Genomic DNA, 26,450 nt, shown 5'->3' with positions numbered 1-26,450 from the left:
GGCGCTCAGAACAGTGCTGTTGGTCTCGCCCTTTCATGTTGTGCTCGGCGATACAGGCGCACAGCAATGACGGCCACGATCATGGCAATTCCTCGCCACGCGGTGACGGACACGGCCGCGGAGGCGATCCATGTCGAGGACTTGCACAAGAAGTTTGGCGCCCTTCATGTGTTGAAGGGGGTCTCGCTATCTGCGCGCGACGGCGATGTGGTGGCGATTATCGGGGGCAGCGGCTCCGGCAAATCCACTTTACTTCGCTGCATCAACTGCCTGGAAAACCCCACCAGCGGCGTTATCAGGGTGAACGGCGAGGAAATACGTCTCAAGCCTGACGGAAATGGCAGCACCCTCCCGGCGGACCGAAAGCAGATTGAACGTGTACGTTCCCGGCTCGGCATGGTCTTTCAGAGCTTCAATCTCTGGACCCACATGACCTTGATCGAAAATGTGATCGAGGTTCCGGTCCATGTGCTTGGCGTCAAGCGTGAAATGGCGATCATCGAAGCCGAGAAACTGCTTGCGAGAGTGGGGCTTCTGGAAAAACGGCACGTATACCCGGCATTTTTATCCGGCGGACAGCAGCAGCGCGGCGCGATCGCGCGCGCTCTCGCGGTCCAGCCACGCGTGATGCTCTTCGACGAACCGACTTCATCACTCGATCCCGAACTCATCGGTGAGGTTCTGGGCGTAATCGGCGATTTGGCCCGCGAAGGTCGCACCATGATCCTGGTCACGCATGAAATGAAATTTGCCCGCGAGGTCGCGACCCGCGTGGTATTTCTCCACGAGGGCCGCGTCGAGGAAGAAGGGCCACCAGACGCAATCTTCGGATCTCCGAAATCGGAGCGGCTTCAACAATTCATCCGCAGAGTGGGCTAGCGCCTGAAAAACAGACTAAACCATCTGACTTATAGGGGAAAACAATGAGAATACTTTCCAAATTGACGGCCGCAGCGGCAATCTTCTGCGCATCTACTTTGATGGCGCAAGCTGAACAGGTGAAGGTCGGAATCGCGGCCGAGCCCTACCCTCCATTCTCGTCCCTGGACGCCTCTGGAAAATGGGTCGGCTGGGAAATTGAGATCATTGATGCGATCTGCGCCGAGGCAAAACTCGATTGTGTCATCACTCCGGTCGCCTGGGACGGGATCATTCCTTCCCTGACGTCAAAGAAAATCGATGTCATCATGAGTTCGATGTCAATCACAGAGAAGCGCAAGAAGACGATCGATTTCTCCGACAAGTACTATAGCGATAACGGGTACACGATTGCCGGTCCCAAGGGCGTTGCAGTGGATCCTACCCCTGAGGGCCTCAAGGGCAGGATCCTCGGTATTCAGGTCTCGACCAATGCCGAGGTCTATGCCAGCAAGCATTTCAAAGACAGCTTGGCCGAGATGAAGACGTACCAGACACAGGATGAGGCCAACCAGGACTTGGTCGCCGGCAGGATCGACGCCATTCTGGCTAGCCCGCTTACCATTGATCAATTCATGAAGACTGACCAGGGTAAGGCCTGCTGCGAGATAAAGGGCAAGGTTGCCAATGACCCCGAGATTTTCGCGCCGGGCGCGGGCGCGGGTCTGCGCAAGGGAGACACCATGCTCAAGGAAAAGATAAACGCCGCAATCAAGGGGATTCGCGCGAACGGGAAGTACAATGAAATTACGAAAAAGTACTTCTCATTCGACATTTACGGCGAATGACAGACGAAATTCTCCTGTTACGTAGACCCTCGAAATACTTCTGCCTGTTGAGTCGGAGGCAGGCGGCCTCCTTCGTCACGCACCAGTGAACGGCAGGCTCTTGGCGAGGGTCAATCCTCAAGGTGGAGGCGTTCTTGACCGATTCTGTCTTTTTGTCGCTGGCGCAGACCAGCATGTTCGAGTTGCTTGCACCTACGCCGCCTGGCTGGGGCGGAAATCTGGTTCGCGGATTCATTAATTCAATTGGGATCGGTGTCGGCGCATTCGCCTTGGGATTGGTTATTGGCATTGGCGGTGCTTTTGGCAAGCTTTACGGCGGACCTGTGCGCCGCGACTTGCTTCAAGTCTACACCACCCTCATCCGCGCGGTACCGGAACTTGTGCTAATTCTGCTTATCTATTTCGCGGTTCCGGACCTGATCAACCGCCTCCTGGAAACTCTCGGTTACGGACGGATCGACGTCAGCGGGCCGATGGCAGGCATCGTTGCGCTCGGCTTCGTACAGGGCGCGTACGCAACGGAGGTGCTGCGCGGCGCGATCCTCGCGGTGCCGCAAGGCCAAATCGAGGCCGGGCGAGCCTTTGGTATGAACCCAAGGATGCTGATGCGACGCATTACTCTGCCGGCGATGCTGCCCTTCGCGATCCCGGGTCTCGCAAATCTCTGGCTGGTTGCGTTCAAAGGCACAGCACTTCTGGCCGTTGTGGGCTTCAATGAACTGACTCTGGAAACACGGCAGGCTGCGGGCACTACAAAGGCCTATTTCACCTTCTTCATGGCCGCTGGCGTGCTTTATCTACTGCTCACTTTGATCTCCAACGTCCTCATCGGACGGGTCGAGCATTGGGCAAGGCGCGGCCGGCAGCCGATAGCGGAGAGCCGCTGATGGCCTATTTCACGACTGTTGCGGCAAACTGCCGCCCATTCGCACGGTTGGAGCCACACCGCGTCGTATTGATCGTGATCGGCCTTGTCTTGATCACCGCAGCAGCCGTCTTCATGCGTTGGGACTGGTTGGCCGACTACTACATGCTTGCGATTGCTGGTTTATGGCGTTCGATCTGGATCCTCATCGTGACCTGCGTCTTCGGCTTCGTTCTGGCATTGCCACTTGGGCTCGCTCAAGTAGTGGGCCCTAGTTGGCTCAGTCTTCCAGCGAAAGCTTTCTGCACCGTCATTCGAGGCACACCGTTGCTTCTGCAAATTTGGCTGCTCTATTACGGGCTTGGCTCGCTCTTCCCGCAATATCCATGGATTCGCGAATCCGATATCTGGCCTCTCGTTCGCCAGGCGTGGCCATACGCTGTACTGGCTCTAACGCTGTCCTTCGCAGGCTATGTAGGCGAGGTTATGCGCGGTGCTTTTGCCGGCGTGCCGAGCGGCCAGCTCGAGGCGGGACGCGCTTTCGGTATGAACCGCTGGAAGCTTTTTCGCCGGGTCTGGTTGCCGCAGGCAATCCACAAGGCGTTGCCCACGTTGGCCGGTGAAACAGTAATGCAACTCAAATCGACACCGCTCGTCGCTACTATCACGGTTGTCGACCTTTATGCAGTTTCAGCTCGCGTTCGCCAGGATACATTGGTGATATACGAGCCATTGCTTCTGCTTGCATTGACATACATGGTTCTCACGGGATTGCTCGTATGGATTTTCAGCCGTATCGAGGCTCGCATCCCGGTTCGAGTGGGGTGACGCGCCGAACCAGCGCGCTGCCAGCAGCAATAGGGAGCGGCGACATGCTGTGTAGGATCGTTGGCGCGGCGGTCCAGGACGGGGCCGGACGCATGGGCTGTGATATGGGACCGAGCGCGTTGCGCGCCGCGGGACTCGCGCAGGCGCTGACGGAACTCGGCCATGAAGTGGAGGACGCAGGGGCGGTCGCGCCCGGACCGCTTCCGCCCGTGGCGCATGAGAACCTCGGCCTGAAGGCGCTGCCGCAGGTCTCGGCGTGGACCGGAGCGATCGCCGAAGCTGCCTATGCGGCGAGCCGAGAAGCAATGCCGATCTTTCTCGGCGGCGATCACAGTATCTCTGCCGGCACGCTGTCCGGAGTTGCCCGTCGTGCCAAGGAGTTGGGCCGGCCGCTCTTCGTGCTTTGGCTGGATGCCCACCCGGACTTTCACACGCTCGACACTACGGTCAGCGGCAACTTGCACGGCGTCCCGCTCGCCTACGCCAGCGGGCAAAAAGGCTTTCACGGCTATTTCCCAGACCTGCCAGCTGCGGTCGATCCGGCGCGCATCTGCACGCTTGGTGTGCGCAGCGTCGATCCGGCCGAGCGTGAGGCGCTGAAACTCGCCGGGGTGACAGTCCACGACATGCGCATGATCGACGAGCACGGGATCGCTCCTCTGCTACGCGCTTTTCTCCAGCGCATCCTGGCTGAGGACGGCATGCTTCATGTCAGCCTGGACGTCGATTTCCTAGACCCGTCAATCGCCCCGGCCGTGGGCACGACCGTGCCGGGCGGGGCGACCTTCCGCGAGGCGCATCTGGTGATGGAGATGCTGCACGATTCCGGCCTCGTCACCAGCCTCGATCTCGTCGAGCTCAACCCCTTCCTCGACGAGCGCGGCCGCACCGCGATCCTGATGGTCGACCTCACCGCCAGTCTAATGGGCCGCCGCATCATGGACCGCCCGACAAGGAACCACTGAACCATGCCCGAGAAGCTAAACATCGTTCCCTTCGTGAGCGTGGACAATATGATGAAGCTGGTTCTGACGATCGGCGTGGAGCGCTTCCTGACCGACCTCGCCGGCTATATCGAGGAAGACTTCGGCCGCTGGGAGCTGTTCGACAAGACGCCGCGTGTGGCGTCCCACAGCGTGGACGGCGTCATCGAGCTGATGCCGACGAGCGACGGCGAAACCTACGGCTTCAAATATGTCAACGGCCATCCCAAGAACACGCGCTCCGGCCGCCAGACCGTCACCGCCTTCGGCGTTCTGGCCGATGTCGGAAGCGGCTATCCAATGCTGCTCACGGAGATGACCATCCTCACCGCGCTCCGCACCGCGGCCATGTCGGCGGTCGCGGCGAAGCATCTCGCGCCGAAGGGCGTTCGCACCATGGCGATCATCGGCAACGGCGCACAGTCCGAGTTCCAGGCGATCGCCTTCAAGGCCATCGTCGGCGTCGATCGACTGCGCCTCTACGACGTCGATCCTGCTGCCACGCGCCGCTGCGCGAAGAACCTCGCCGGCATCGGCCTGGACATCACCGCCTGCGCCTCCTCGCAGGAGGCCGTGGAAGGCGCCGATATCATTACCACCGTCACCGCCGACAAGCAGTGTGCCACCATCCTTACAGACAACATGGTTGGCCCCGGCGTCCACATCAACGCGGTCGGCGGCGACTGTCCAGGCAAGACCGAACTGCACCGCGACATTCTTCTGCGCTCCGACATCTTCGTGGAATACGCCCCACAGACCCGCATCGAAGGCGAAATCCAACAGCTCGCGCCCGAGCACTTGGTGGTCGAGCTCTGGCAGGTGATCGCCGGCAACGAGCCCGGCCGCCGCGACGAGCGCCAAATCACTTTGTTCGATTCCGTGGGCTTCGCGATCGAGGATTTTTCGGCCCTGCGCTATGTGCGCGACCGCCTCAAGGACACCGGACTCTACGAAGAACTCGATCTCCTCGCCGACCCGGATGAACCCCGCGACTTGTACGGCATGATCCTGCGCGCCGCCCAACCGGCTCCAGTGCGGCTGAGCGGTGCATTGGGATGAGCAAAGTATCCATGCAGGCGCCGAGGGCCGTCGTGATGATCCGCCCTCATCACTTCACGCCGAATCCGGTCACTGCGGCAGACAATACGTTCCAGGTGCGCGATGAAACGCGGAAGCCGGATGATCTGGTCGCTCTGGCATATCAAGAAGCCACGCGTATGGCGGACGGCCTCGCTGAGGCCGGGATCACTGTCCACCTCTATGAGGATGAGTCGGCCGCAACACCCGACTCCGTCTTTCCGAACAACTGGTTTTCGACCCATTCTGGCGGGCATGTCGCGATCTATCCGATGTACTCGGAGAATCGAAGGCAAGAGCGCCGGACCGACATCATCGAGATGCTCAAGGCTGAGTACCGGGTTCAGGATGTCATCGATTATTCCGGCCTCGAGAAGGACGGGGTCTTCCTCGAAGGGACCGGTGCGATGGTGCTCGACCACATTGCCCGTGTCGCCTACGTGGTGCGTTCCAACAGGGCAAACGAGGTTGCGCTCGAACGGTTCTGCACGCACTTCAATTTCGAGCCAATGATCTTTGACGCAGTCGATCGCAGCGGCAAGGCGGTCTATCACACCAATGTCCTGATGTGCGTCGGCACCGATTTCGCGTTGTTAGGGGCGCAGTCGATCCCTGATCCCTGGCGGCGGCGGGAAGTCGTCGCGAGGTTGGAGGAAACCGGTCGTCAGATCGTGGAGCTTTCGATCGAGCAGATCGAAGACTTCGCCGGCAATGCCATTGAACTGGAGGGCACGGATGGTCGCATTGTTGCCATTTCCGGGCGAGCACATGCGGCGCTGCAGGCGAAGCAGATATCGGCAATCGAGCAGTCCGCGCGACTATTGCCGTTCGATGTCTCGACAATCGAACTCGCGGGTGGATCGGTCCGGTGCATGCTTGCAGGGATTCACCTGTCGAAGCGCAGGGCGCAGCCCGCACAGACGTCATTCACCGCCCAAGCAAGCCGCACAGCGAAACACTACTGACAAATAGGATTGGAAATGTCGCAAACCAGATCGGTCTATCAGTTCAACTCGGCAATCGTTCGCGAACCCTCGATCTCGGTCGTCAACGGCCTACGCGCCGATGATCGGGGCGGTCCTACCTATGAAGGCGTCAAGGGCGAGCACGACGCATACGTTGCGGCCTTGCGGCATGCAGGTGTCGAAGTGAGCGTCCTGCCGTCTCTTGAGGCCTTTCCAGACTCCCTGTTTGTCGAAGACCCGGCGCTCGTTTTCACCGGGGGCGCCATCCTGCTCCGTCCCGGCACGCCAAGCCGGGTCGCCGAGACCGCGGAGATCGCGCCGATCCTGCGCGATATGTTCGACACCGTGCTAGAACTCCCTACCCCGGGACAAGCGGACGGCGGGGATATCATGTACACCCCAAATAGCGTCCTGATAGGCCTTTCCGATCGCACCGACAAGGCCGGGGCAGAGGCCCTTGTCTCCTGTATCGAGCAACTCGGCGGGAAGGCCCAGATTGCCGAGACTCCGAAAGGCGTTCTGCATTTCAAGACGGCCTCCTCGCTGCTCGACGATGAAACCGTGATTTCGACCGCTGCCCTCGCGAAGGCTTCCGTATTCAAGGAATTCCGCCAGTTCATCGTCCCGGAAGGCGAAGAGCCTGCGGCGAACGTGCTGCGCGTCAACGACATCGTCATGGTCAGCGCGGGCTACCCGCGCACGATTGAGATGCTCGAAAAGGCGAGTTACAAGGTCGTGCCTCTGAAGACCGCCGAGATCGAGAGGATCGATGCCGGGCTTTCCTGTATGTCGCTGCGCTGGTACCGGGATTGCAGGTAGGTCATTCAACCCCCCTTGTTACCCCAGACGTCTAGACGACAAACAGAACTCGTGCTTTCCCCTCGATCGTGATTGTCGCGCCGCCACGCTTTCTCTCCGGGTAAAGCGACGGAGTATTCGGCGACACGCTCGAGGCTCGGGGCGACTACCAGCTAAGGAACTCAGGCCGAAAGATGACCGTGTCGGGGATTCGACAAATCGGCACTGAGTTCAGGTACCCGGCGCATTCCCAAAACTGGTGCAGACTCACGCACTCTTTGTAGGCGACGGAATTGGCAGGCCGGGTCTCTAGCGCTTGCGTGCCTTGGCACCATTCTTGCTGCTTCCCCTTCGCAAGCTGCAACACTCATTCGCTCGTCTCAGAGGATTGACAGGCAGCCCTACAATGCGCGCGACGCCCTCGATCGCTGTTCGCGATGAGATCGTTGGCTTTTATTCACCCACCATAGGGGTTTAGAGGGTATTAAAAATGCACGAAATCCCATCCCGCGCTCACGCAGATTCCCAGGTTCCCAACTGGCATTTCAGAATGATGCGCGACTCCGCACGAAATGCAGCAATAGAGGCGGCCATTGCATCCTGTAATCTCAGAGGAAAGACCGTCGTGGAAATCGGGACCGGGGCTGGCCTTCCGGCGATGCTCTTCGCCAGGCATGGCGCCCGAAAGGTATTCACATGCGAGATGGATGAGCGAATTGCTGAGGCGGCGCGGGAGATTATCCGGAACAACGATTTGCAGGATCGCATCGCGGTGATTGCAAAGTCCTCAAGGCAAGCAATTCTGGACGGCGACCTTCCTTCGGCGCCTGACATAATTTTTACGGAAACATTGGATTCTGGGGTAGTTGGTGAGGGATATGAATCGATAGCGGAAGACATCCGCCAAATCGCCAGTCCTGCTACAGTAGTGATGCCATATCGGATTCAGCAATTCGGGTTCCTCTGCACCGACGTGCAAGCCTTTGAGGAAAATTCCGTCTTTAACCAATGCGGATTTGATCTTTCGGGATTTAACCTGTTTGCTGAACGTTCATATTTCTCGGTGATCCAGACGCTACACGATCCGGTATGTCTCTCGCCAACCGTGCTTTTCAGGAGCTATGATTATCTAGACCCAAGCGCTCTGGACCCGGTAGAACACCAAGTTACCGTTCACAGTTCTGGCCTCTGCCATGGAATGACCTCATATTTTGTCGCCCAATTTGGGAAATTTCTCATCTCTTCTAGGGAGCGGAAGAGTCATTGGCGAACGGCTTTTCACCCTCTACGAGTACCTATGCCGGTCGAATCTGGGCGGAGATATTATTTGAGAGGCGATAAATCTGGGTCGATCGATTTGGTTTCGACATGAAGTTCAGGGCAAGCGACAAGCGGCTCTTGGTTCATGTGTGAAGGTTCTGCTGACAGGGCGGCTGCAGGGGGGCTGGTGATGCTAACGTTACCTGATCCCCCGTGAGCACAGGCCATCACGATCCAGTATTGAATATACGACCTCTGACCGGACCTTTTACCGGGCAGACTCGGCTACCGCTCCGCCTGTTTGGGTCGCATGCTGATAACGGGTCAACATGCTGGGATTGTCGGCGATGCAGGCGCCGGTCGCTTCTCCGGTGTCGAGCTCAATCAGTGCTTCAACGCGGAGGATGCTGACGCGGGAGATCAAAGCGATCACCCCATGTTGGCGACAACGTGATCATTGCCCGGGACCGGCAAGCTCGACCAGGCGATACCGGTCAACGCGTGAGTAACTCATGTGCACATCCAATTTTGAGGTCTGCGGACTAAGTCTAACACTCCTTGCGCAGATTGTTAATTAATGTCCAGAGTGTGTTGTTTCCAAGTCGCGACCTATATTTGATTTTAGCTTAACTTTTACATTAGTACTTATTGTGATGTGATATAACTATGGCGAAGCCGGCCTGCCTCGGATGCGTCTAGTGACGGAGCCATGCGCGAAGTACCGGAGCTGTGCGTCGAACAATTCACTTGGGAAGAGCGGAATGGAACAGCGGGTGGGAGACTTTTTCAAGGACTGCGATAAGGCACCACGATTGAATGAAATGGCCGATTTCTTTTCGGCGACCGCAGCAGGGCGATCAGGAGCCCCGATCAAAGTTCCGAGCGTTGATGCGCGCCTTTTCCAAGGGGATGCGTCGCTGCAAAGCTTCACCGGCGCGCATCGCCAGATCTGGGGCCGCTTCGACCCTCACTATCATGCCAGCATTCCTTATCGTCTTGAGGAGGAGGTTCGAGTTGGCGATGCCTTCTTGCGATATGCAGACGCTATCGCGGATGAGACCCTCCCGGCTCGGTTCTATCTGCTGGGGGCCGCCGAAGGCACACTCGCTCGAACGCTTGCCCAGCTGGGTAACGGCAAGATTCAGACCCTTTCATGCAGTCCCAATAAGGAAAACGAGGAAAGCTTCTTTCTGCACGGACGGCCCGCGCATGCAACATTCTTCCTCGGCCCATTTCATCACTTGACCCGGAGCCGAATGGTTGGGACGTTGGCGCTCAGGCACTTTGCCGACGGATTCGACATCATCTTGGAGGACACCACATTTCAAATGTATTCGCCCAATCGAAAGGCGCAGATTGGCTTTGTGAAACGTCACTTGAAAGACGGTGGGATATTCTTCTTCTTCGAAAAATTTCGGCAAGACGACGACATCTCATACTTGAGCCGGGAGCTCCAGAAAGACTACGGATATAAAGCGCGCTTCTTCACTCAGGATGATATCAAAAAGAAAACTGAATCCATTCTTAAGCAAATGAACCTCAATGAGACGACGCTATCTGAAATGTCAGAGTCGGTGGCCGCGCACTTCAAATACGGATGCGTGACATGGAATTCTGGCAATTTCTACACACTTGCCGCTAGCAACAACGCGGACAATCTTCGGCGTGTAATTTCGGCGATGGCCCCACCCTGCATTCCAAATGAATACGTCTATACAGAAACCCCGGCTTCGCTGCCGGGATTGGCCTTCGAACCCCCGCCGTTCCGCCGCCTGGCAGCGTCCGGAAGCTGAGCGAAGCCGGCCAACGACCAACGCGTCCTAAAATGCCATTGTTACGACCAGTACATTCTTGGCCAGTGGCTTGCCTCCAATATCGGCAGGTACTCGTATTTCATGTCCGCGACATGGCTCGCGCTTCTTGAAACCAACAGCGTACAGACAGTCACCTCATTACTTTGTCGGGAAGGATGATCCAATTGTTACCAGCGGCGCAGTCGGCTTTATTGCGGTTCCCGTCGATCGGCCAGCGCGCATCCAAACCCTTGCAACGGGGTTTGGATTGGTTGTGTATGGTTTGACTGCACTTGCCGGCGATACGCTGTTGCCCTCGGCCGGGCTCCCGTATTTCGGAGTTGTCATCGTCGTGGTTTGGACAGTCGGTATTCTCATCTGTCCACCAAGCAAAACGGTAGCCCAACAGCCCACCGGATGACGTGTTATGAAATCGCCATCTCCAAAACCCGTCGCTGAAGCATTGGTTTGGCTTATGCCACACATCTCGCGTTACTCGACGCTTCCGACACGTGCGTATGCGCATGCCGCTTATGACGCTAAGCCCGCCGCCGCCGATCCTGTCCGTATGCATGCTCTAGAGCAGATGGAGTTACGACTTGCAGATTGTGCCTCTCGTCTGGGCTATGGGCATCAGCAGATTGAAAAACTCGGTGCACAGCTTCGAAGCCGACCGGTCATTCAGACCGGCCCACACTGTTACCTGGCTTTTGAACCCGATGCGTTCTACACGCATATCTTTAGTGCCATGGGGCTGCGCTCCCATAAAGACAGCTGGTATGTGACTCATTCGAGTTCAACTGTAAAATTCCAAGAAAGCGACAAGAAAGGCCCCGGTTGGCTGCGGCTTGGAGGTCAGCACTTCAATCTCTTCGGGCTGTCAAACAGAAAAATGGGTCGACTCAGTGTTTGCGGACGTCATGCGCCGCAGCGCTTTGCTCTGACGAGCGCCAAACAGACGAGGATCGCGAGCCAACTGGCCGCGCAATTGAAAAGAGCCCTGCCCGATGATGAGTTTCTCTCGGCCGCCGATGCTATCAAGACAGCCAATCAGAGCCTCTGGCGCCGTTTCTTCGCATCGGATCTACAGTTGTTGCAGTTCGATGATTTGGACGTGGGCGACCTAGTCGCCCAGCATCTTCGCGACCCGTCATCGTGGCTTTCGTCAACGCTGTTTGGACCAAGCTCTTTTGCGAAGAGGCTGCTCAATCATTTCGTGTCGTTTGATTGCGGCCAATGGGCCGGCTGGGCAAAGACGACAACCGACTTCTTTTGGCATTTTTTAGGGGGGCGCATATTTCCCCTGCGGCTGCGCGATGGCCTGTTTTTGAACGAAAGCGGGACCTTCTCTGTACAGTGCGCACCTGACGCGCTTCTCCAATCGTTGAACGAGCATGAAATCATACCCAGTATGCTCCTGTCATTCTTTGTAACATCGATACTCCCTGGAGTGCGGGTGCTCGGCGGCAGTCGCCAGATCGTTTACTATCCGATTATGCGCTATGCCTTGCTGTCTACTCTCTCTGAGTTTCCGTCACCTGCAAATAGTAGCTTGTCCGTCTCGCTGGGGTCTGACCAAGAGCCGAGTCTGTGGGGGCATCGCACGATCTCGCCGGGTCGAATCGATCCGTTCAGTCTTATGACCCAGCTTGGCTGCGATTTTGGGCGGTTAATCGACTGCTATGGCGAGATACCTTTGAGGGAGGCATGGGGCAGCTTGCCAGCATTCGCCGGCGATCCCCTCTGGCAAACGTTGTGCAAACGGCTTGCAAAGGAAACAGCATTGGAGGATCGCCCCATTTGGCTCGCTGGCGCTCAGCAGCCAGAACAGGATGTAATTGGACCCTCCCGTTGATCTGTGAGCGCGAAGCTGACGCCGTTCAGATTTGGTCATTTCACTGAAGGCATGGACATCGCTGTTGGGCCTTCCATCGCCGATGCGCTTTGAAGACCTGTGCGAGCCATGCGTGCGCATTGGCGATTGCCGACGGCCGAATTATGCTGACAGCACTTTCCGATCGAAGTGGCCTTCGGCGTCAGGTGGTCAAGTGCTTGCAGGAAGCCAGCGAGGTCGTTCGGCGCGCGATCGAGTTGTTAAGGCATCGGAGTTCGTGAGCCGCGCTTGTTCGCTGATGCACGTTCGCGCTTCGCGCTGCTGACTCCTACAGACCATATTGCGAATAGGTAGAACCGATCATAGACTCTTATGCCGCCAAGCTCGCTTGTTCCGCTCACATCAACCTCACGGTCGTTTCAATGAGGCTCTGCCAGGCTTTATCACCCGCCCGGGGGGGGGTTGCCTTACATTAGTTGGAGATAACTCATTTTATAGACCGGTCGTCGCTCGGCGGTAAACAGAGATATGACGTTTGGACTGTTCGGTGAACGCACCTCCTGCCCAATCTCCCCAACGCTCCGCCAGCTTGAGCCCTACGCATTCGGCCATGGTATCGAGTTCCTGATGATAGACGTAACGAACGCGATTGGGCAATCGTTTGACCGACGTACCAGAAAACCAGAGGAGGGTTGAGACCAATTTTTGGGTTAGCGGATCGTGCACATCAGCAGCGATGATCGTATTCTCATGATCCACAACGAGCGTGGAAATTTTCTGGCCGTTGACGAAACCATCCAAGGGCGGCACGCCTACATCTATCACCAAATTCCCTCCATCATCTAACGCCTCCACGGCAGATCGGAGGCAAGCTATTTGCGCTTCGCGCGTGACGGCCTGCGTGAATGTATTCCAAACGCAATACACCAAGTTGTAGCGGTGCTCCGATCTAAATCTTGAAATATCTGCCTTCCAAAACTTAATCAGGCCAGTACGCTTGGCGAGAAGGTTCAACATGCTGTCCGAATTGTCGATACCTTCGACCTTGACGCCTCGCTCGCTCAACGGCACCGCCACGCGTCCGTCGCCAATGCCGAGTTCAAGAGCACTCCCTCCGCTGGAAAATCGCTGAAGAAAGGCGACAGTCTCGCCGACCTCATCATTCTTACCTCGCAGCAATGTAAGTAGCTCATACATTGCCGACCAATTTTCGTCGTAGATGAATTCGTCAGCCATTTCTCCTCCTGTGAGATTGATTTAAAGATTTTAGCAATTACTTCGTATGCAATCGGCTCGGAAATAACGCCGCTCGTTCCGCAACAGGAAATGGTCGAAGGGTGTCGCTCTGGTCGGGCTCCGGACATCGAACGGCTCCGTTGCGGAATGAACGCCGATTCAAAATGCAAGAGCCAAGCCAATTCAAAGAGTCGGTTTAGTTCACTATATTGGCTCTTAGTCTCCGCTTCTGTCTGTTTGCAACGACACGGCTTTGTCAGGGTTCCGACAAAAGATCAGACGATTCTGGTCGCGAAAGGCGCCTCTGAGGGACACCGCGTGCGGGGAGTGGCAACTCTGGCCTGACCTTTACGTCATCACAAACGTTTTGGCCCATAACGAGGCGGTTCCTTTGAAGTCGCCGTGCCGAAGATACATCCATAGTCCCCGGCGGATTCCGATTTCAGCCGTGAGCACTTGCTCAAAAGCTTCGGTTGCACTTTGCGACTGTTCCCCATCGAGGTGCGGATCGCAGGGTTAAATCCTGCTTCCGAGAGCCGGGGGCAAGGACTCGAACCGCGTCCCAGTCTCCTGGCCCGTTCCTGGCTTGGACGAAATCGTTCTGGAGCGGCCGTGCTGCCACGGCCGTAGTGAATTCGGCCCGAGTGTTCTTGCGCCCAGTTTCCCTCTCACGAGGTCGTTTCGACGTATCCCGAATCCACCAGGAATCTCAGGGTGTAGTGATGGACTCCAAGGAAGGGGGGCGGCCTCCGTCATCGTCATGACGCCCTCCGGGTGCGGGGCCTGCGCCGCTGTGACGCGCCTCCAGCCCACGAGCACGGCACCCAGCCCGTGCCTGCCCTCCAGGAGTCCTGCGGGGGGCATTTTCCTGCAACCTCAGCACCACTCCGCTTGAATCGGCGGGTCGGGCCGGCGCAGCGCCGCACGAGATCGTCGAGGTTCGCCTTCATAAAGCGTCTGCTACAATAGACCGCTGTATTGATTGCGCTGCCCGCGAGATTGCAGCAGGCAGGTCCAGCCACCTCCGGCGAGGTCACGGCCGGGATATCAGCGGCCTCTTCGTCTGCTGCGACAGCCAATCCAATGACATGATGCATCAGGAACACGTCCACGAAGTACGCAGCGTCGTCCCGTGAAATCGGCAACATGTCTGCGGTGATTTCATTATGGATATAGGACTCGGCATCCCAAAGGGTGCGAGTCAGCTTCTCGTTGGCGGGCTCAATGCGCTTATGGCTCTTTCGAGCGCGGTGTTGGCGGCCTCGATAAGGACAGTACGGTCGGCCCCGGCGACTGGCAGGGACGCAATAACGGCATGGGAATGCATGACGAACTTTTCATTCTGGAGTGGCGGTCTCTTGCCTCAGCATTTCGGTCGCCATCCCGACGCTGGTTTTTGTGGGGTGGCTCGTCGAAGCGCCGGCGCCACCTTGTGCTCACATGCGCGGCCGCAGGATACGCGAGAATTCGGCAGATTTAATCAAAGAGCACGGCAGCGCCAGGGACAGAACGGTGTCGGCACAGTAGGCGAAAGGGCGATCTCGAGCTTTAGCTCCCCGCACGAAGCGGTCTGGAACCAAGCCTGATCTCCGGAGCCGCCGTCGCGCGTCCCGCCATGCGCAGGCGCGCGCAGTCCGCAAGGGCTTGAGCGGAGCGTCCCTTGCGGACGAGCACGGCTGGGCGAGAGACAGAGCGCGTCGGAGGCAGCGGGTTCAGGCGCCTGATCCTTGGTGAGTCCAGAGCGTCTTCTTTGGTCGACCGCTCGGCCGAAACGCCGTTCCTGGGGTGGCAACCTGGCCCTACCATCTCGAAAGCAGGGAGCTAACGGGATAGGCCTTCCGGTTTAGGCACGCGTTGTCTGGTCGGCGGATAGATGAGTGTTCTGATGTCTGCTAAGATCGAAACCAAGAGTCGAGGGGGCGACAATGGTTGAAGTGTTCCGCGGAAGGGGCGGTAAACTCGAACACGAAGGGGCCGCGCTCGGTAGAATCCATGCGCAGGCAAATCACCGGAAGGCGTTGGGGTACTGGCTCGGGTTCTTGAAGGGCGTGATGGCCAGCGAGCGGGTCGAGAGCGCGGAGATGCCGCCACTCAGGGTCGAAGCTGAGCAGTTCCTGTCCCTTCTTCACGACGACGATGCTGCCGAGCTCATTCGCGATCTGGATGTGTGGGGTAACGCGCCCGAAGAGATCTACGCCATCCTTGAAACAATAGTCGGCATACGCTCGCGGGAGTTTATCGCCGCTGACGAGAAGGACGAAGTCAACGAGTTCTACGGGTTCTGTGCCGGTATCGCCTGCGACAACTCCATCACGCCCGCAGAGGTCGAAAGACTGCTGTCCAGGTTGGACTCGAGTGTGGTCCTGCAGAGAGACAGCCGCGTGGCGTCTCTCGGAGAAACTGCCAGAAGGTCTATTTCTGACCGTCGCATAACCGCCGAGGAGGCAGAAGACATATGCGGGTGGATTGCCCATCTTGTCGGCGACAGCGCGACAGATACGGGGCTGCCTACCTTCGGCAATGTGGGTGTCATTGACGGCGCCTTGGAGGATGCAAGCCGGCTCGTAATTCCGAGTCGGATGTTCGTCCTCACGGGAAAATTCGCCATTGGCCCGCGAAAGGTAATCGCTGAGATGATTTGCGAACGCGGCGGTGATTGGAAGGAAACCGTCTGCGGCCAGACCGACTACCTCGTCGTCGCGGCCGAAGCGTCTCGGGACTGGAAGCACAGCCATGAAGGCACGAAGATCATAAGGGCAATGGAGCTTCGCGAAAAGGGAGGTCGGCCGGATCTGGTTCTTGAACCGATGCTGGCCAAAGCGTTGGATTTCTGACCGCCTCCATCCGGCGAAGGAAAACCTATTATCTTGGAGGTGCGGCTTCAGAGCATGGTCGCGTCGGAGGCGCGGAGCCTGAATACCCGAGCCTTAGTGGATCCTGATACGGGTCTGGGCGCTCGCCACCTTTCTTGACAGTTTTTAAGGCGGGCAGCGGCCGCACCTGCACGAACAATATCTCCCACAGCATCGCGGCACGGTCGTATCTCCCACAGCATCGCGGCACGGTCGTGCTTCACTGGTTCACCCGAAGCAAAAGCGAGGCTCGATGTGCGCCGATGCTATGCTATTTCTCCGTCATGCCGAGATGACCCGTTCGCATCGCGGCCGCTCTCTCGCCTGCACTTGCCCAGATCGACCGCATAGTGACGGAGACAGACGCTCCTTTCACTCAGGTCGTCCGAACGAGCTTCGATGACGTGATGACCACGCTCGCCGCGATCGCCGACGACTGGGGGGTCCCGTCGATGCCGTCACGACGGCGGTAATAGAACTTCGTTCTCCATTGAGATGAGGCTTCAAGGGCTAGATGAATTGTAGTCTTCGTGCTACATAACGGACCAATCTGTAGCGCGAAGGTGACATAATGCCCACTCCACACAACCCTCCGGCTGCGGTGCGGCGCGTGCTGCGCAAGCTTGGGGCTGACATTCATGATGCCCGTCGACGCCGACGGCTGCCGATGGCGGTGGTAGCCGAGCGCGCCTTCACTTCTCGCTCGACTCTGCAAAGGGTCGAAGCCGGGGACACCAACGTCAGCGTCGGCATCTATGCCGGCGTCCTGCAGGCCCTCGGCCTCCTTGAGGGCCTGGGCCAGGTCGCCGACATCAGCAACGACAGCGTCGGTCAGGCGCTCGCCAGTGCCGACCTGCCCAAGCATGTCCACCTCCAGCGGCCAACCGGATCGTCGCGCGATGGCTGACTTCGAGGTCCATATCGATTTGGACGGCCGCACACGCCCGATCGGACTGGCGAGGAGCAATCGCGTCCGGGGAACCGAGACCATCCTCTTCGAGTATGACGGAGCATGGCTTGAGGATCCGGACCGCTTCTCGCTAGAGCCAGCTCTTGCTTTGACCCGCGGAGCCTTCGCCCCCCCTGCAGGTCTTGTGACTTTCGGCTCCATCGGCGACTCAGCGCCGGATACCTGGGGCCGGCGCCTCATGCAGCGCGCCGAACGCCGCCTCGCCGACCAAGAAGGCCGCGCGGTTCGCACGCTTGTAGAAAGCGACTACCTGCTCAGCGTCGCCGACGAGACGCGACTTGGCGCCCTCCGCTTCCGCTGGGTCGGCGAAGAGATTTTCCAAGCGCCGATCCGCACGGGCGTTCCTGCTTTAATCGAGCTTGGCCGTTTGCTCCAGATCACCGAACGATCCTCCGAGACGAGGAAACGGATGAAGACTTGCAGCTCATCTTTGCCCCAGGCTCCTCCCTGGGCGGTGCCCGACCGAAGGCCTCGGTTATCGACCAACATGGTCACCTCTCCATAGCGAAATTCCCGAAGGAGACCGACGACTACAGTATGGAGACCTGGGAACAGATCGCGCTGCGGCTGGCCGGCCAGGCAGGTATTGCCACGCCTCAACACGAGCTGATCGAGGTCGCCGGCAAGCCAGTCATGTTGTCGCGACGCTTCGATCGTGACGGTGCGAGCCGCATCCCGTTCCTGTCGGCGATGGCGATGATGGGCGCCAAGGACGGTGAGCGCGGCAGCTATCCGGAGATCGTCGATGCCCTTGCTCAACACGGCGCCCAGGGGAAGACGGACGCGCATGCCCTCTATCGGCGGGTCGTCTTCAATGTGCTGGTTTCCAATGTCGACGACCACCTCCGCAATCACGGTTTCCTATGGCTGGGAAAGGCGGGGTGGTCTCTCTCGCCGGCATACGACCTCAATCCCGTCCCGACAGATCTCAAGGCCCGGGTGCTGACGACGAACATCGATCTCGATGAGGGCACCTGTTCGCTCGATCTGCTTGAACGCGTCGATATTTTTCGCGCTCACCCTGCCGCAGGCCCGCGCGATTATCAAAGAGGTCGCGACCGTGACAGCGACCTGGCGCGATACAGCCAAGGCGGTCGGCGCTCGATCGGCGGAAATCAGCCGAATGGCCAGCGCTTTCGAGCATGACGATCCCAAGCTGGCGCTGGCGCTATGACGAGGACCTTCCTCCACAATTTCGATCCGCCAACATTCAGCCCTGTCGCGGGCGCGACCGTCGACCTCGACGTCTCGGAGATCGAGGACGCCGGGATTCGCGAAGTGTTGCAGACGCCAGGGGCTGCATATGGCGCGTGGTCTATCCTGGACGCGCTGTTGACGCCAACCGGCGCGGGTACGCCCTTCATCTTCCGGGAACCGCTTGGGCAAGCCCGCGAGGTGAAGGTCGCGCTATCCGGCTTGTTCGGCCGCTTCGTTGCCCGCGCCTATCTGGAACGCTACTTCAACCTTTCGATCTTCGCGCATCTCGGCAGCCGCATCATCGACCTCGATCGCCGCCGGCAGGTCAAAGTCACGCGCTTGTCCCGCGGCGATCTGCCCGACTGGATCGCCTGCGCATCCGACCTGTCCTCCTTGACCGTGGCCGAAGCGAAAGGTTGCCACGATAATGGCGGCCCGGCCAAAGCGTTGAACCGCGCCTGGGCTCAGGCCGGACGGATAGATATCACCGCTGGAGGCCGCAAGATCACAGTGAAGCGCATTGCCATCGCGACCCGCTGGGGGATGGCGGCGCCAAATCCGACGGACGCCCACCTCTCAGTCCGCGATCCGATCGATGAAGGCGAGCCGATCAAGCCGGAGGAGAAAGACGCGCTCTTCATCGGGCTTCTCCGCCTCCATATCGCCAATCTCATCAAGTCGCTTGGGCACGCTGAGCTAGCCAGTGCGCTTCGCGGCCTCACACACCAGCCGTTCGCGCGAAGACTCCAAGGGGATCTCCAACGCGCCCGAGCGCTGCTGGATGCCACGTTGGTGAGAGAGCTGGAAAAGGCCACGACCATGGGCGGACTGATCGGAGGGATCGTCACCCGTGCCGGACCCGTCGCTGACACCGACGTTGCGCCCGCCGATCAGGAGGCGCTCGCTCGCCTCAATCTCCGGCCGGTCTTCGTCGGCATCGAGCGCGATCTCATCCGTGCCGCTATCGACGCGGAGCTGCAAACCGTTCGCATCCGCCTGACGCAGATAGGGGGTCCCGATGATTTTTCTCGGCCTGACCGCGCTGGCGGCTGGATCATCCCGATCGGTGAGGAGCGACGCATCAGAGGAGGCAACTGATCCGGTGACCACCGAACATGAGCATCGTGGGGAAACGGCCGGCGACACCAGACACGGCACGATTAGGCAGAAAGATGGAACGCAGGAGACTGAACGCGGCCACGCCGCGCTGATGCCCACTATCACCACCGACAGGGGACGAAAATTCAGATCGTCTGCCGAAACGTATTCGGCCCCGTCCGGTAGTGTCGTATACCGATACGCTGGGGAAGGCCGCGCCTTGAGGCCAAAATGGCGGCCGCCCGGGTTCAGGCTAGATACGAAGCCTCGGAGGCTGACATCAGTTATCCGAGGAGTTGTATCGCCAGGCCCCGCTCTCTCCGCCATATTATCAATAAAATCAAAAACTTAGAGTAAACTTCCGGAATTTACCCGCCAAAACGCCCATCATGCGGGATGCTATTGATTTAGACGGCATGAGACATCCGGCCGGGGTGTCCCATCGAAAAATACGATTCGGCGCGATCCCACCAATGGCTCAACCTGGATGCAATCCGATTTGGGCTGCTGGGACTAGCCGCTCTTGCCACAAGGACCACGACGATCTGCTGCGCCCCGGTTCGTGTTGTCACCGGCGTAGAGCGGGAGGACAAATTCGGACTCGACCACTCCGGTGAGGTCGCGCAACTCCTTCCCAGGTTTGTTCTCTTGGGCGCTTCTTGAAGACTTTATCGCAGGCACGCCTAGTGAAGATGCGGGTTGCTCCTCGACTACGAACGCCATGCGCTCGCGCCCCGTGTAAATGCTGGGGCGTAAGGGGACCATGAGCGTTTGCGATCAACTTCTGCCCTGCAGAGCCCGAGATTTTCGATCTCAAGCCCTTTCATCGCATCGCCTGTATAGGTCTACGCCGCGGGCTTCTCGATAGGCACCAGGAACGGCCATTGCGGTGGCCAGCGTCCGAGGCGAATTAAACGACGGAACCGGGGTTTGCGCTGCGCCAAAAGCAGGCGTGACGGTCCGCGTGTCAGAATTCCATGGCCTGTCTTGCGTTCTCCGAAACTGGGAACAACTTGAGACTGCCGCTGGCATCTACTGGCCGTTTCAACCGGCGGACATGCCGAAAACGCCAGCCAAAGGCTTCGCCTGGCATAGGGCCAGGCACCATATGCTCCGACCTGAGACGGCTCCAGCTGGCATGGGTGAACAGTTCGACGTTCACCAGCTCGGCCACGCCGACGAACCCACCCAAGTAGCTTGCGTCGATATCGGGATATCGAAACAGGGCTTCCAGCTCCGGCTTCTTGCCGGTGTGCAAGATCAACGGCCCCCGGAAGTCGGTCGGCCAGCTTCTCACTTCGATGGTTTTGCGGCCCAGCAAAATCAGTTCCGCCCAGGGCTGCTTGATGCTGAGTGCTACAAGAAAATTCGGTAGGCCGATAATGGTCATCAAGGCACCGGAAACGTCTCGATCAACTCGCGGGCGAAGCGTTGCTCGATGTCAAAAATCTCTGCCATCGTCAGCTTGCCCTGGGAATGTGTAACCGCCTCTCGCACGATCTGCGGCGCTTCGAACGCGAAGCGCTCGGGTCCATAGGACGATGCGGTGAGCTTTCGTGCCCATGCCAGATAAGCGTCGATATGGATACGCGCATCGCCGTCAGTGAAGTGCGGGTCCTTTTTGGATGTCAGATCGACCGCGTGCGGGACATCTCGGCCGCGCAAAGCGGTTCTGCGCACCGCGCAGGGAATGCAAAGTCCGCATGGTTGACCGATGCGCTTGGTAATGGCGCCGAGCACCTGGCGCGACGCCAGGTTCCAACAGGTCTCGGTTTCGAGGATGGCCTTATCGAACCGCTTGGCACCAAGATGCGCCTTCATCGCCTCGGCGGCTTCGCGTTTGGTTGTGGTCAAAAACGGGTTCTGAACCGACAACGGTTCGCCGAAGAGGTTTGAGAACAGACCGCTCGCCAAGGTGTGCAGCATGGGATGTGCATGGCGGGTCATCCGATAGGTCGCCGCCGGTGGCATCGCGATCGCCAAAGGGCCGTTTTCGAACTGGAGCAACGTCGTGGCGCCATAGGAACGCGCGACCAACGCGCCGAGCGCAAGGAACAGGAAAGAGCGATATTGAAACTGCCCGCCGATGCGTCGTCGTCCATTGGACCACGTGCATCCTACCTGGACATGGCGTTTGAAAGCGAATTGATCGGCCAACTCCGTTTGCCTTGCCTTGGCGCCATAAAAGGAAGCGAGCGCAGCGTCGGTGTCGTTGCGGCGCAGCCAGTCCAGCCCGCTGGTGCTGTCGAGGCCCGCCGAAAACAACGCGGTGGTCTGAACGCGATCTGTGTGTGAGCCATTCAACGAAAGCCGATCGAGCGCGTTCGAGGTCTTTCGCTTGGAGACCGCGAACGTCCATTCAGCGTTGCCCAATAAGCGCAGGATCGCCGTTAGGGCTGCATGGGTTGCGGTCGTCCATGCTGAGGGTTCGCGCACCGAAACAGCCACCTTTACCGATCGAACGCGCTGGCTCGAAATACGCTTGGGAATATAGCGCTCCACTTCCCAGACGAGGCGCGCCACTTCCAGGAGATCAAGCGCTCGGGGATCGAGCCCAAGCGGACCGAGGCCGGCCGCGTTGTGCCACTGGATGCTTGCAAGGTCGAGGTCGATGACCTGTGTCTCCCGCCGCGGCGCCTTGACGATCTCGATATGGGCGGGAATGGTCCGAGGCGTGCTCATCATCCGATTACCAGTTTCGAATAGTTGGCACCTATGGTCGCCAGCAGATCGCCGCTGGCAGCCTTGCGGGTGCGGACGAATTTCTCCTCAAAGCGTTGCTGGATAGCGGCGGCGATCGTATTGGCGGCGCGCTCGACCGACAACTCCGACGCCCCGAGGTCTATGCAGGATTCACCGACAATGCTTTTGGCAATGATTTGCCCGAGAAAGCCGCGACGAATGTCATTCGGGTCGGCGAAGCGGGTCCGATCGAAGGCCACTTCTACCGCTGCCGCATCGCCTCGTTCGGCCACCGCCAGGTTATCGCCCGCAAGGGCGGTTGCAAGAAACGAGCGAAACGCCAGACCGACGCGGTCGATATGCCTTTCATCGACGGCGTCGCCATGCTCGCGCAAAGCTTGGTCAATCGCCACGTCGCAATAGGCGGTGATCGATCCTGAACCTTTGGCAACGCCGCTCTGATCCAAGATGCCAGACCATCTTTGCCCTTGCATTGCCCTGCTGAGTTCTATCAACCTGTCGAGCAGTGTGGTCGCAAAGGGGTCTTGAAATAGCCCCGCCATGAAGCCCGCGCGTCCTCGTTCGCGTAGCAATGCATTGATCTCGCGCGTTAGTCGTGCCTGATCGCCGTCGGCCGTCAGCATTCGTGCGATGTCGCGCAGATACGTGATGGCCCGCAACAGGGAACCGCCCGATCCTGCCGACCCGGCGCCTCCGCCGCCGAGCGAGCCGCTGCCGCCCCCAAATCCCCCCGTTCCCATTCAGATCCTCCCTTGCCAGATTTCTTCGGCGGTCCCCCGCTTCCACGGCTCGGGCACCTTGGCGGCCAGGGGGGATTCTAGAAAAGCGGCCCAAACCGTCCCCCCGGACGCGGTGAGGACATCCAGGCCGGCATGGGTTTTTGCCGCGCGCTGCGCGTCTTCGTCTCCTGTCAGCCCTGGCAGGCGTCTGATGTCGGCCACATTGTCCTTGAGCAGCTCGATCGCGGTCTCGCGATCCGGCGCGCCCCTTGCTGCCAGACAATCCGCGCAATCTATGCGGTTCCTTATGACAACCCGTTGCGCCCAGGCATGCTCGAACAAGCGCAATGTCCGAAGCCTGGCGCGCGCATCGTCCCAACTGAACCGGCGATGACCGGTGCGCATCTCGTTCCAAGCCAACCTGTCCGCCGCGATGGCTGCGAGAAGCGGATAGCGGCGTTGCGCCTCGCCATCGGACAGTCCGGCTAGAATAAGGGCAGCGGTCTGATCGTCATTGGCGGCCTCCGCGATGCGTGCCCTAGTGTAGCGAAGTTCCATTTCCACTTCAGCAAGGTGAAGCGCTCGGGCCACCTCGAGGCCCTGCTGAACAAGTGCTTCGGCGCGGTCGCGGATAACCGGATCGAGCGGACGCATGGCTGGATCGAGAACGCATTCGGCAGCATTGCGGCTGGCCGCCGCAAAGAGGTGCCCGAAGATTGGATTCGCGAAGGCTGAGGGCCCGACCTCCTTGAGGATCGTGTCATAGACCGCAAGCGCGCCATCATAGTCATGATCAAAATACTGGCTGATGCGGGCAAGGTTGTTGCGATACTGTGACAACTGGACGGCGGCATCGGCGATACCAGCGTCGACGGCCGCCTGGGCTTCGGCCACCGCTGCCGCAGCCTCGCGGCGCATCGCTTGTTGCGCTGGCGGTTGCGTGGCGTCAGCCTTGAAACACTCCGACAACATCGCATGTTTTCGCGCCTTTTCGACAGGCGTGGAAAAGTTACGGCCGCTAAGCATGGTGCGGACCAGTGCGAATTGCTGCAAGACAATGGCGGCTTCGCAGATTGAGAACCACGGGGCGGCGGCGAGCTCGTCGACCAAGACGCGGCTTTGCGTTGCTTGATCAAACAGTCGTGCCCGATCCGAGATCGACCAGCCAGCGCCAGCCGCAAGCCAAGCGGCATTGATCGCTTCTGCGGCCTGACTTCCCTCTCTTAGTGAAGCATAGTGACGAACAACTTCGACCAGCGCGCCGAAATCGTGCTCTACCGGCCGATCAAGCAGCATTGTTATGCAGGAGCGATGGGCTGCATCAACTGTTTCGGACGGCAACAATCGCAGCATGGTGCGCCGAACCGTCTCTGCAAGCACCCGTTGTCCTGCAACGCGTACGCAAAAGGGATCGAGCCGGGTAAGTCGGGCTGCTTCCACGCCAGTTATGCGCCCGACATCACCCATGGCCAGCGCCCGCTCGGAGACGCTCAGGATAGCCGACACCAATGGCTCCGCGCGCACCGCGGCTTCGATCTCTTCGTTGGCCATGTCCATCATAAGCTGATCGATCGCCCATTGCCGGGCCGCGTCAGGGACAGCGGAACCTGCGACTACCACCGAACTCAGCGCCGCCGCAGTCACAAGCACGTCCCATGCGACCGCTGAATCGGGAACTTCCCCCAGCAAAACGACAATGTCGGGGATTGCAAGGAGTCGGGCAAGCCCGTTTAGACCTGTGTCCCGAATGGCGGCAATTGCCTGGGCGATCTCGCGATCATGGTGCCGGGGGTCAAGCTGGCGAAAGGCGTCCTCAGCCCACAACCGCAGGCGTTGATCAAAAGTCGCGCCTGAGCGTGGCAAAACCGGAACGACCGGCCGACCTGTATCACGACGCAGGGCTGCGCCAACTGAAAGCAGCCGCGCGCGCGATCCCGGATCGATTGACGCGGAACCGGTTACCGCAAAATATCGACCGGGCCGGGTCCAGGTGCGGGCGAGCGCCGACGACGTCTCATCGATCGGAGCCACCCCGTTTGCAAGCGCGGGAAGTTCGTTGGCGCCTGACAAAAGACGCACTGCCACCCAGGACGCCGGAAACGCTGGCTCGTCACCCCAGCTGACGGCGTCCACGGGCTCGCTAAGCGACCAGACGGCGGGCGCGGCGTAGTCCATCCGGCCGTCAGAGATCACATCGGCGTTGAGAGCCGCAGCACGGCTAACGGCGGCCGCCACCTCCAAAGGCTCTCCCGATGCGAAAGATCCCAAAAGCGCCTCGATCATGATGCGTGCCGCGCGCACGCGGATACGCGAGCGCATGGCGAGGACCGAAATACCCCCGCTTTGGCGCAGCGCTGTTAGCGCCGCACCTCCCTCGACACTTTGGGAGGTCTGCTCATCATGTTCGCCGAGTGAGCAGGCCCAGAAAATCCAGAACGGCGGCGCCGAATGAGGTGTTGGAAACAATCGTTGCGCTAGCGCGGAAACGGCCATCCAGCCGTCGTCGCCATCTGCCGTGCGCAGTTGCGGCGCGGGTGCCCTTTGCCCGATGCCGAAGAAGATGACCACATTCGGCCTCAACGTCCGTGCCAGCGCCACTGCTGCGTCGAGGTCATCAGCGCGAAGCTGGAGCAGGTCGTATTCGTCGATACGGCCGCTCGCGGTAGCGGCTGCCGCAAGGGTTTCAGCAAGGAAATCATGGGCTGCTTGCGGGTCAAAAGCGCGTTCGGGTCCTGGATGCCCGACCAATGCAAGCACTCTCATACGTTCCGGCACCGCCGCGAACCCGAAGCTGCGATCATCATCGACAGTCCGCACGGGCGCGAGCTTGTGGCGGTTGAGCGGACTGATTTCCGCCTGGAACGCTTCCCACGGGACGGCGGATTCCCTGGCGCCCGCGCCGATCCTTAAGAAGAGCGGTTCGCGATCCTCAAACATGCGTTCGTCGAGCGCCGCGGCAATCTCGCCTGCTGGAAAAGCAGACCTGAGTGCCAATCTGGAATCTCGCGACCAAAGGTCGAACGGGCGGTCCAGGAATGGCAGCCGCAACCAGGGAAGCCCAATGTCGCGATCCGGACCTGCACCCGTCAATCGAATGAAGCGCCGAAAAAGGTTTGACGGGGAGGAAGCTTCAGCGAGCTTCACGAACCCCACCAGGTGCGAATCTGGCGTATCAGGCTCGCCTCGTCCGCGCCTCCCAGATGCTTCTCCTCAGTCTGTCCCACGACCTGTGTGAGGAGTGCGAACGAACTGGCTCCGTAGGCCAGCGCTTCCTGAGCGGTTCCGGCATGAGCCGCTATCGACGCGACCGCACCGATGATCGCCAACAACACCACACTGAACCAATAGTAGCTTGATTTGATATATGACGGCGTCGACTCAAAGCGCTTGCGAATGGCCTTGATGATATCCGGCAGAATGCCGCCGACGGCGCCCAGCGCTGCTGTCTCGATGATCCCCATAAGCTCCCTCCCAGCTAAACATCCTCTACTATATCTTCGGCACTCTGACCAGCAATTTAAGTCTCAGTGGCGCTGTGTATTAATGCTGTGTCTTTCCGCGAATAG

At 59.2% G+C, this 26,450-nt stretch carries 20 protein-coding genes and 1 pseudogene; 15 read left to right on the top strand and 6 right to left on the bottom strand.

Annotation, left to right across the window (positions count from 1 at the left end):
* The first annotated feature begins 66 nt into the window (after positions 1–66).
* From LB547_RS25140 to LB547_RS25090, 11 genes are all read left to right on the top strand, one after another.
* Positions 67–879, top strand: a complete 813-nt coding sequence (locus LB547_RS25140) for an ABC transporter ATP-binding protein (RefSeq protein ID WP_064993326.1) — start codon at positions 67–69, stop codon at positions 877–879.
* A gap of 44 nt (positions 880–923) precedes the next feature.
* A complete protein-coding gene (locus LB547_RS25135) occupies positions 924–1,706 on the top strand; it encodes a transporter substrate-binding domain-containing protein (RefSeq protein ID WP_064993327.1) in 783 nt (260 codons plus the stop codon).
* A 173-nt stretch (positions 1,707–1,879) separates the two neighbouring features.
* Positions 1,880–2,593 carry an ABC transporter permease gene (locus tag LB547_RS25130; RefSeq protein ID WP_198327675.1) on the top strand — a complete coding sequence of 238 codons (714 nt, stop codon included), beginning with the start codon at positions 1,880–1,882 and terminating at the stop codon, positions 2,591–2,593.
* Positions 2,593–3,399, top strand: coding sequence for an ABC transporter permease (locus LB547_RS25125; protein WP_064993358.1), 807 nt, complete (start codon positions 2,593–2,595; stop codon positions 3,397–3,399). The genes LB547_RS25130 and LB547_RS25125 overlap by 1 nt, the downstream gene beginning before the upstream one ends.
* A gap of 44 nt (positions 3,400–3,443) precedes the next feature.
* On the top strand, positions 3,444–4,364 hold the full coding sequence (gene rocF, locus LB547_RS25120; RefSeq protein ID WP_064993328.1) for an arginase: 921 nt from the start codon (positions 3,444–3,446) through the stop codon (positions 4,362–4,364).
* A 3-nt stretch (positions 4,365–4,367) separates the two neighbouring features.
* Positions 4,368–5,441: an ornithine cyclodeaminase gene (locus tag LB547_RS25115; RefSeq protein ID WP_064993329.1), complete on the top strand. Its 1,074-nt coding sequence runs from the start codon at positions 4,368–4,370 to the stop codon at positions 5,439–5,441.
* Positions 5,438–6,424, top strand: a complete 987-nt coding sequence (gene ctlX, locus LB547_RS25110; RefSeq protein ID WP_064993330.1) for a citrulline utilization hydrolase CtlX — start codon at positions 5,438–5,440, stop codon at positions 6,422–6,424. The genes LB547_RS25115 and ctlX overlap by 4 nt, the downstream gene beginning before the upstream one ends.
* A 15-nt stretch (positions 6,425–6,439) precedes the next feature.
* Positions 6,440–7,243, top strand: a complete 804-nt coding sequence (locus LB547_RS25105) for a dimethylarginine dimethylaminohydrolase family protein (RefSeq protein ID WP_064993331.1) — start codon at positions 6,440–6,442, stop codon at positions 7,241–7,243.
* A gap of 469 nt (positions 7,244–7,712) precedes the next feature.
* The gene (locus tag LB547_RS25100) at positions 7,713–8,594 is read left to right on the top strand and encodes a 50S ribosomal protein L11 methyltransferase (protein WP_064993332.1); all 882 of its coding nucleotides are present in this window, start codon (positions 7,713–7,715) and stop codon (positions 8,592–8,594) included.
* 649 nt (positions 8,595–9,243) lie between these two features.
* The gene (locus tag LB547_RS25095) at positions 9,244–10,275 is read left to right on the top strand and encodes a class I SAM-dependent methyltransferase (protein WP_064993333.1); all 1,032 of its coding nucleotides are present in this window, start codon (positions 9,244–9,246) and stop codon (positions 10,273–10,275) included.
* 427 nt (positions 10,276–10,702) lie between these two features.
* Entirely contained in the window at positions 10,703–12,130 is a 1,428-nt protein-coding gene (locus LB547_RS25090) for a hypothetical protein (protein ID WP_064993334.1), read from the top strand.
* Positions 12,131–12,601: 471 nt separating this feature from the next.
* Here LB547_RS25090 and LB547_RS25085 read toward each other — a convergent pair whose 3' ends face one another.
* A complete protein-coding gene (locus LB547_RS25085) occupies positions 12,602–13,345 on the bottom strand; it encodes a class I SAM-dependent DNA methyltransferase (RefSeq protein ID WP_064993335.1) in 744 nt (247 codons plus the stop codon).
* Positions 13,346–15,270: 1,925 nt separating this feature from the next.
* On the opposite strand from LB547_RS25085, the gene LB547_RS25080 reads away from it, so the two are divergent.
* From LB547_RS25080 to LB547_RS25065, 4 genes and pseudogenes are all read left to right on the top strand, one after another.
* Positions 15,271–16,179, top strand: a complete 909-nt coding sequence (locus LB547_RS25080; protein ID WP_064993336.1) for a hypothetical protein — start codon at positions 15,271–15,273, stop codon at positions 16,177–16,179.
* Positions 16,180–16,768: 589 nt separating this feature from the next.
* A complete protein-coding gene (locus tag LB547_RS25075) occupies positions 16,769–17,104 on the top strand; it encodes a helix-turn-helix domain-containing protein (protein WP_013533370.1) in 336 nt (111 codons plus the stop codon).
* A pseudogene (locus LB547_RS25070) lies at positions 17,097–18,341 on the top strand (type II toxin-antitoxin system HipA family toxin). The gene LB547_RS25075 and the pseudogene LB547_RS25070 overlap by 8 nt, the downstream one beginning before the upstream one ends.
* 158 nt (positions 18,342–18,499) lie before the next feature.
* Positions 18,500–19,462 carry a hypothetical protein gene (locus tag LB547_RS25065; protein ID WP_224655961.1) on the top strand — a complete coding sequence of 321 codons (963 nt, stop codon included), beginning with the start codon at positions 18,500–18,502 and terminating at the stop codon, positions 19,460–19,462.
* Between the two features lie 967 nt (positions 19,463–20,429).
* Here the strand turns inward: LB547_RS25065 and LB547_RS25060 are convergent.
* Genes LB547_RS25060 through LB547_RS25040 form a run of 5 tightly spaced genes read right to left on the bottom strand, consistent with a single transcriptional unit; the run spans position 20,430 to position 26,345 of the window.
* Positions 20,430–20,852 carry an ASCH domain-containing protein gene (locus tag LB547_RS25060; RefSeq protein ID WP_064993338.1) on the bottom strand — a complete coding sequence of 141 codons (423 nt, stop codon included), beginning with the start codon at positions 20,850–20,852 and terminating at the stop codon, positions 20,430–20,432.
* Positions 20,852–22,147 (bottom strand): hypothetical protein, encoded by a 1,296-nt coding sequence (locus LB547_RS25055; RefSeq protein WP_064993339.1) that lies wholly within the window; start codon positions 22,145–22,147, stop codon positions 20,852–20,854. The genes LB547_RS25060 and LB547_RS25055 overlap by 1 nt, the downstream gene beginning before the upstream one ends.
* Positions 22,144–22,905 (bottom strand): hypothetical protein, encoded by a 762-nt coding sequence (locus tag LB547_RS25050; RefSeq protein WP_064993340.1) that lies wholly within the window; start codon positions 22,903–22,905, stop codon positions 22,144–22,146. The genes LB547_RS25055 and LB547_RS25050 overlap by 4 nt, the downstream gene beginning before the upstream one ends.
* Positions 22,906–26,028 (bottom strand): hypothetical protein, encoded by a 3,123-nt coding sequence (locus LB547_RS25045; RefSeq protein ID WP_140698298.1) that lies wholly within the window; start codon positions 26,026–26,028, stop codon positions 22,906–22,908.
* Complete coding sequence (locus tag LB547_RS25040) at positions 26,025–26,345, bottom strand: hypothetical protein (RefSeq protein WP_064993342.1); 321 nt, start codon at positions 26,343–26,345, stop codon at positions 26,025–26,027. Before LB547_RS25040 ends, LB547_RS25045 begins: the two co-directional genes overlap by 4 nt.
* Positions 26,346–26,450: the final 105 nt, after the last annotated feature.

This window comes from Mesorhizobium sp. B264B1B (genome assembly GCF_020165765.1).
Lineage (GTDB): Bacteria > Pseudomonadota > Alphaproteobacteria > Rhizobiales > Rhizobiaceae > Mesorhizobium.
This window is presented reverse-complemented; position numbering and strand designations above follow the sequence as displayed.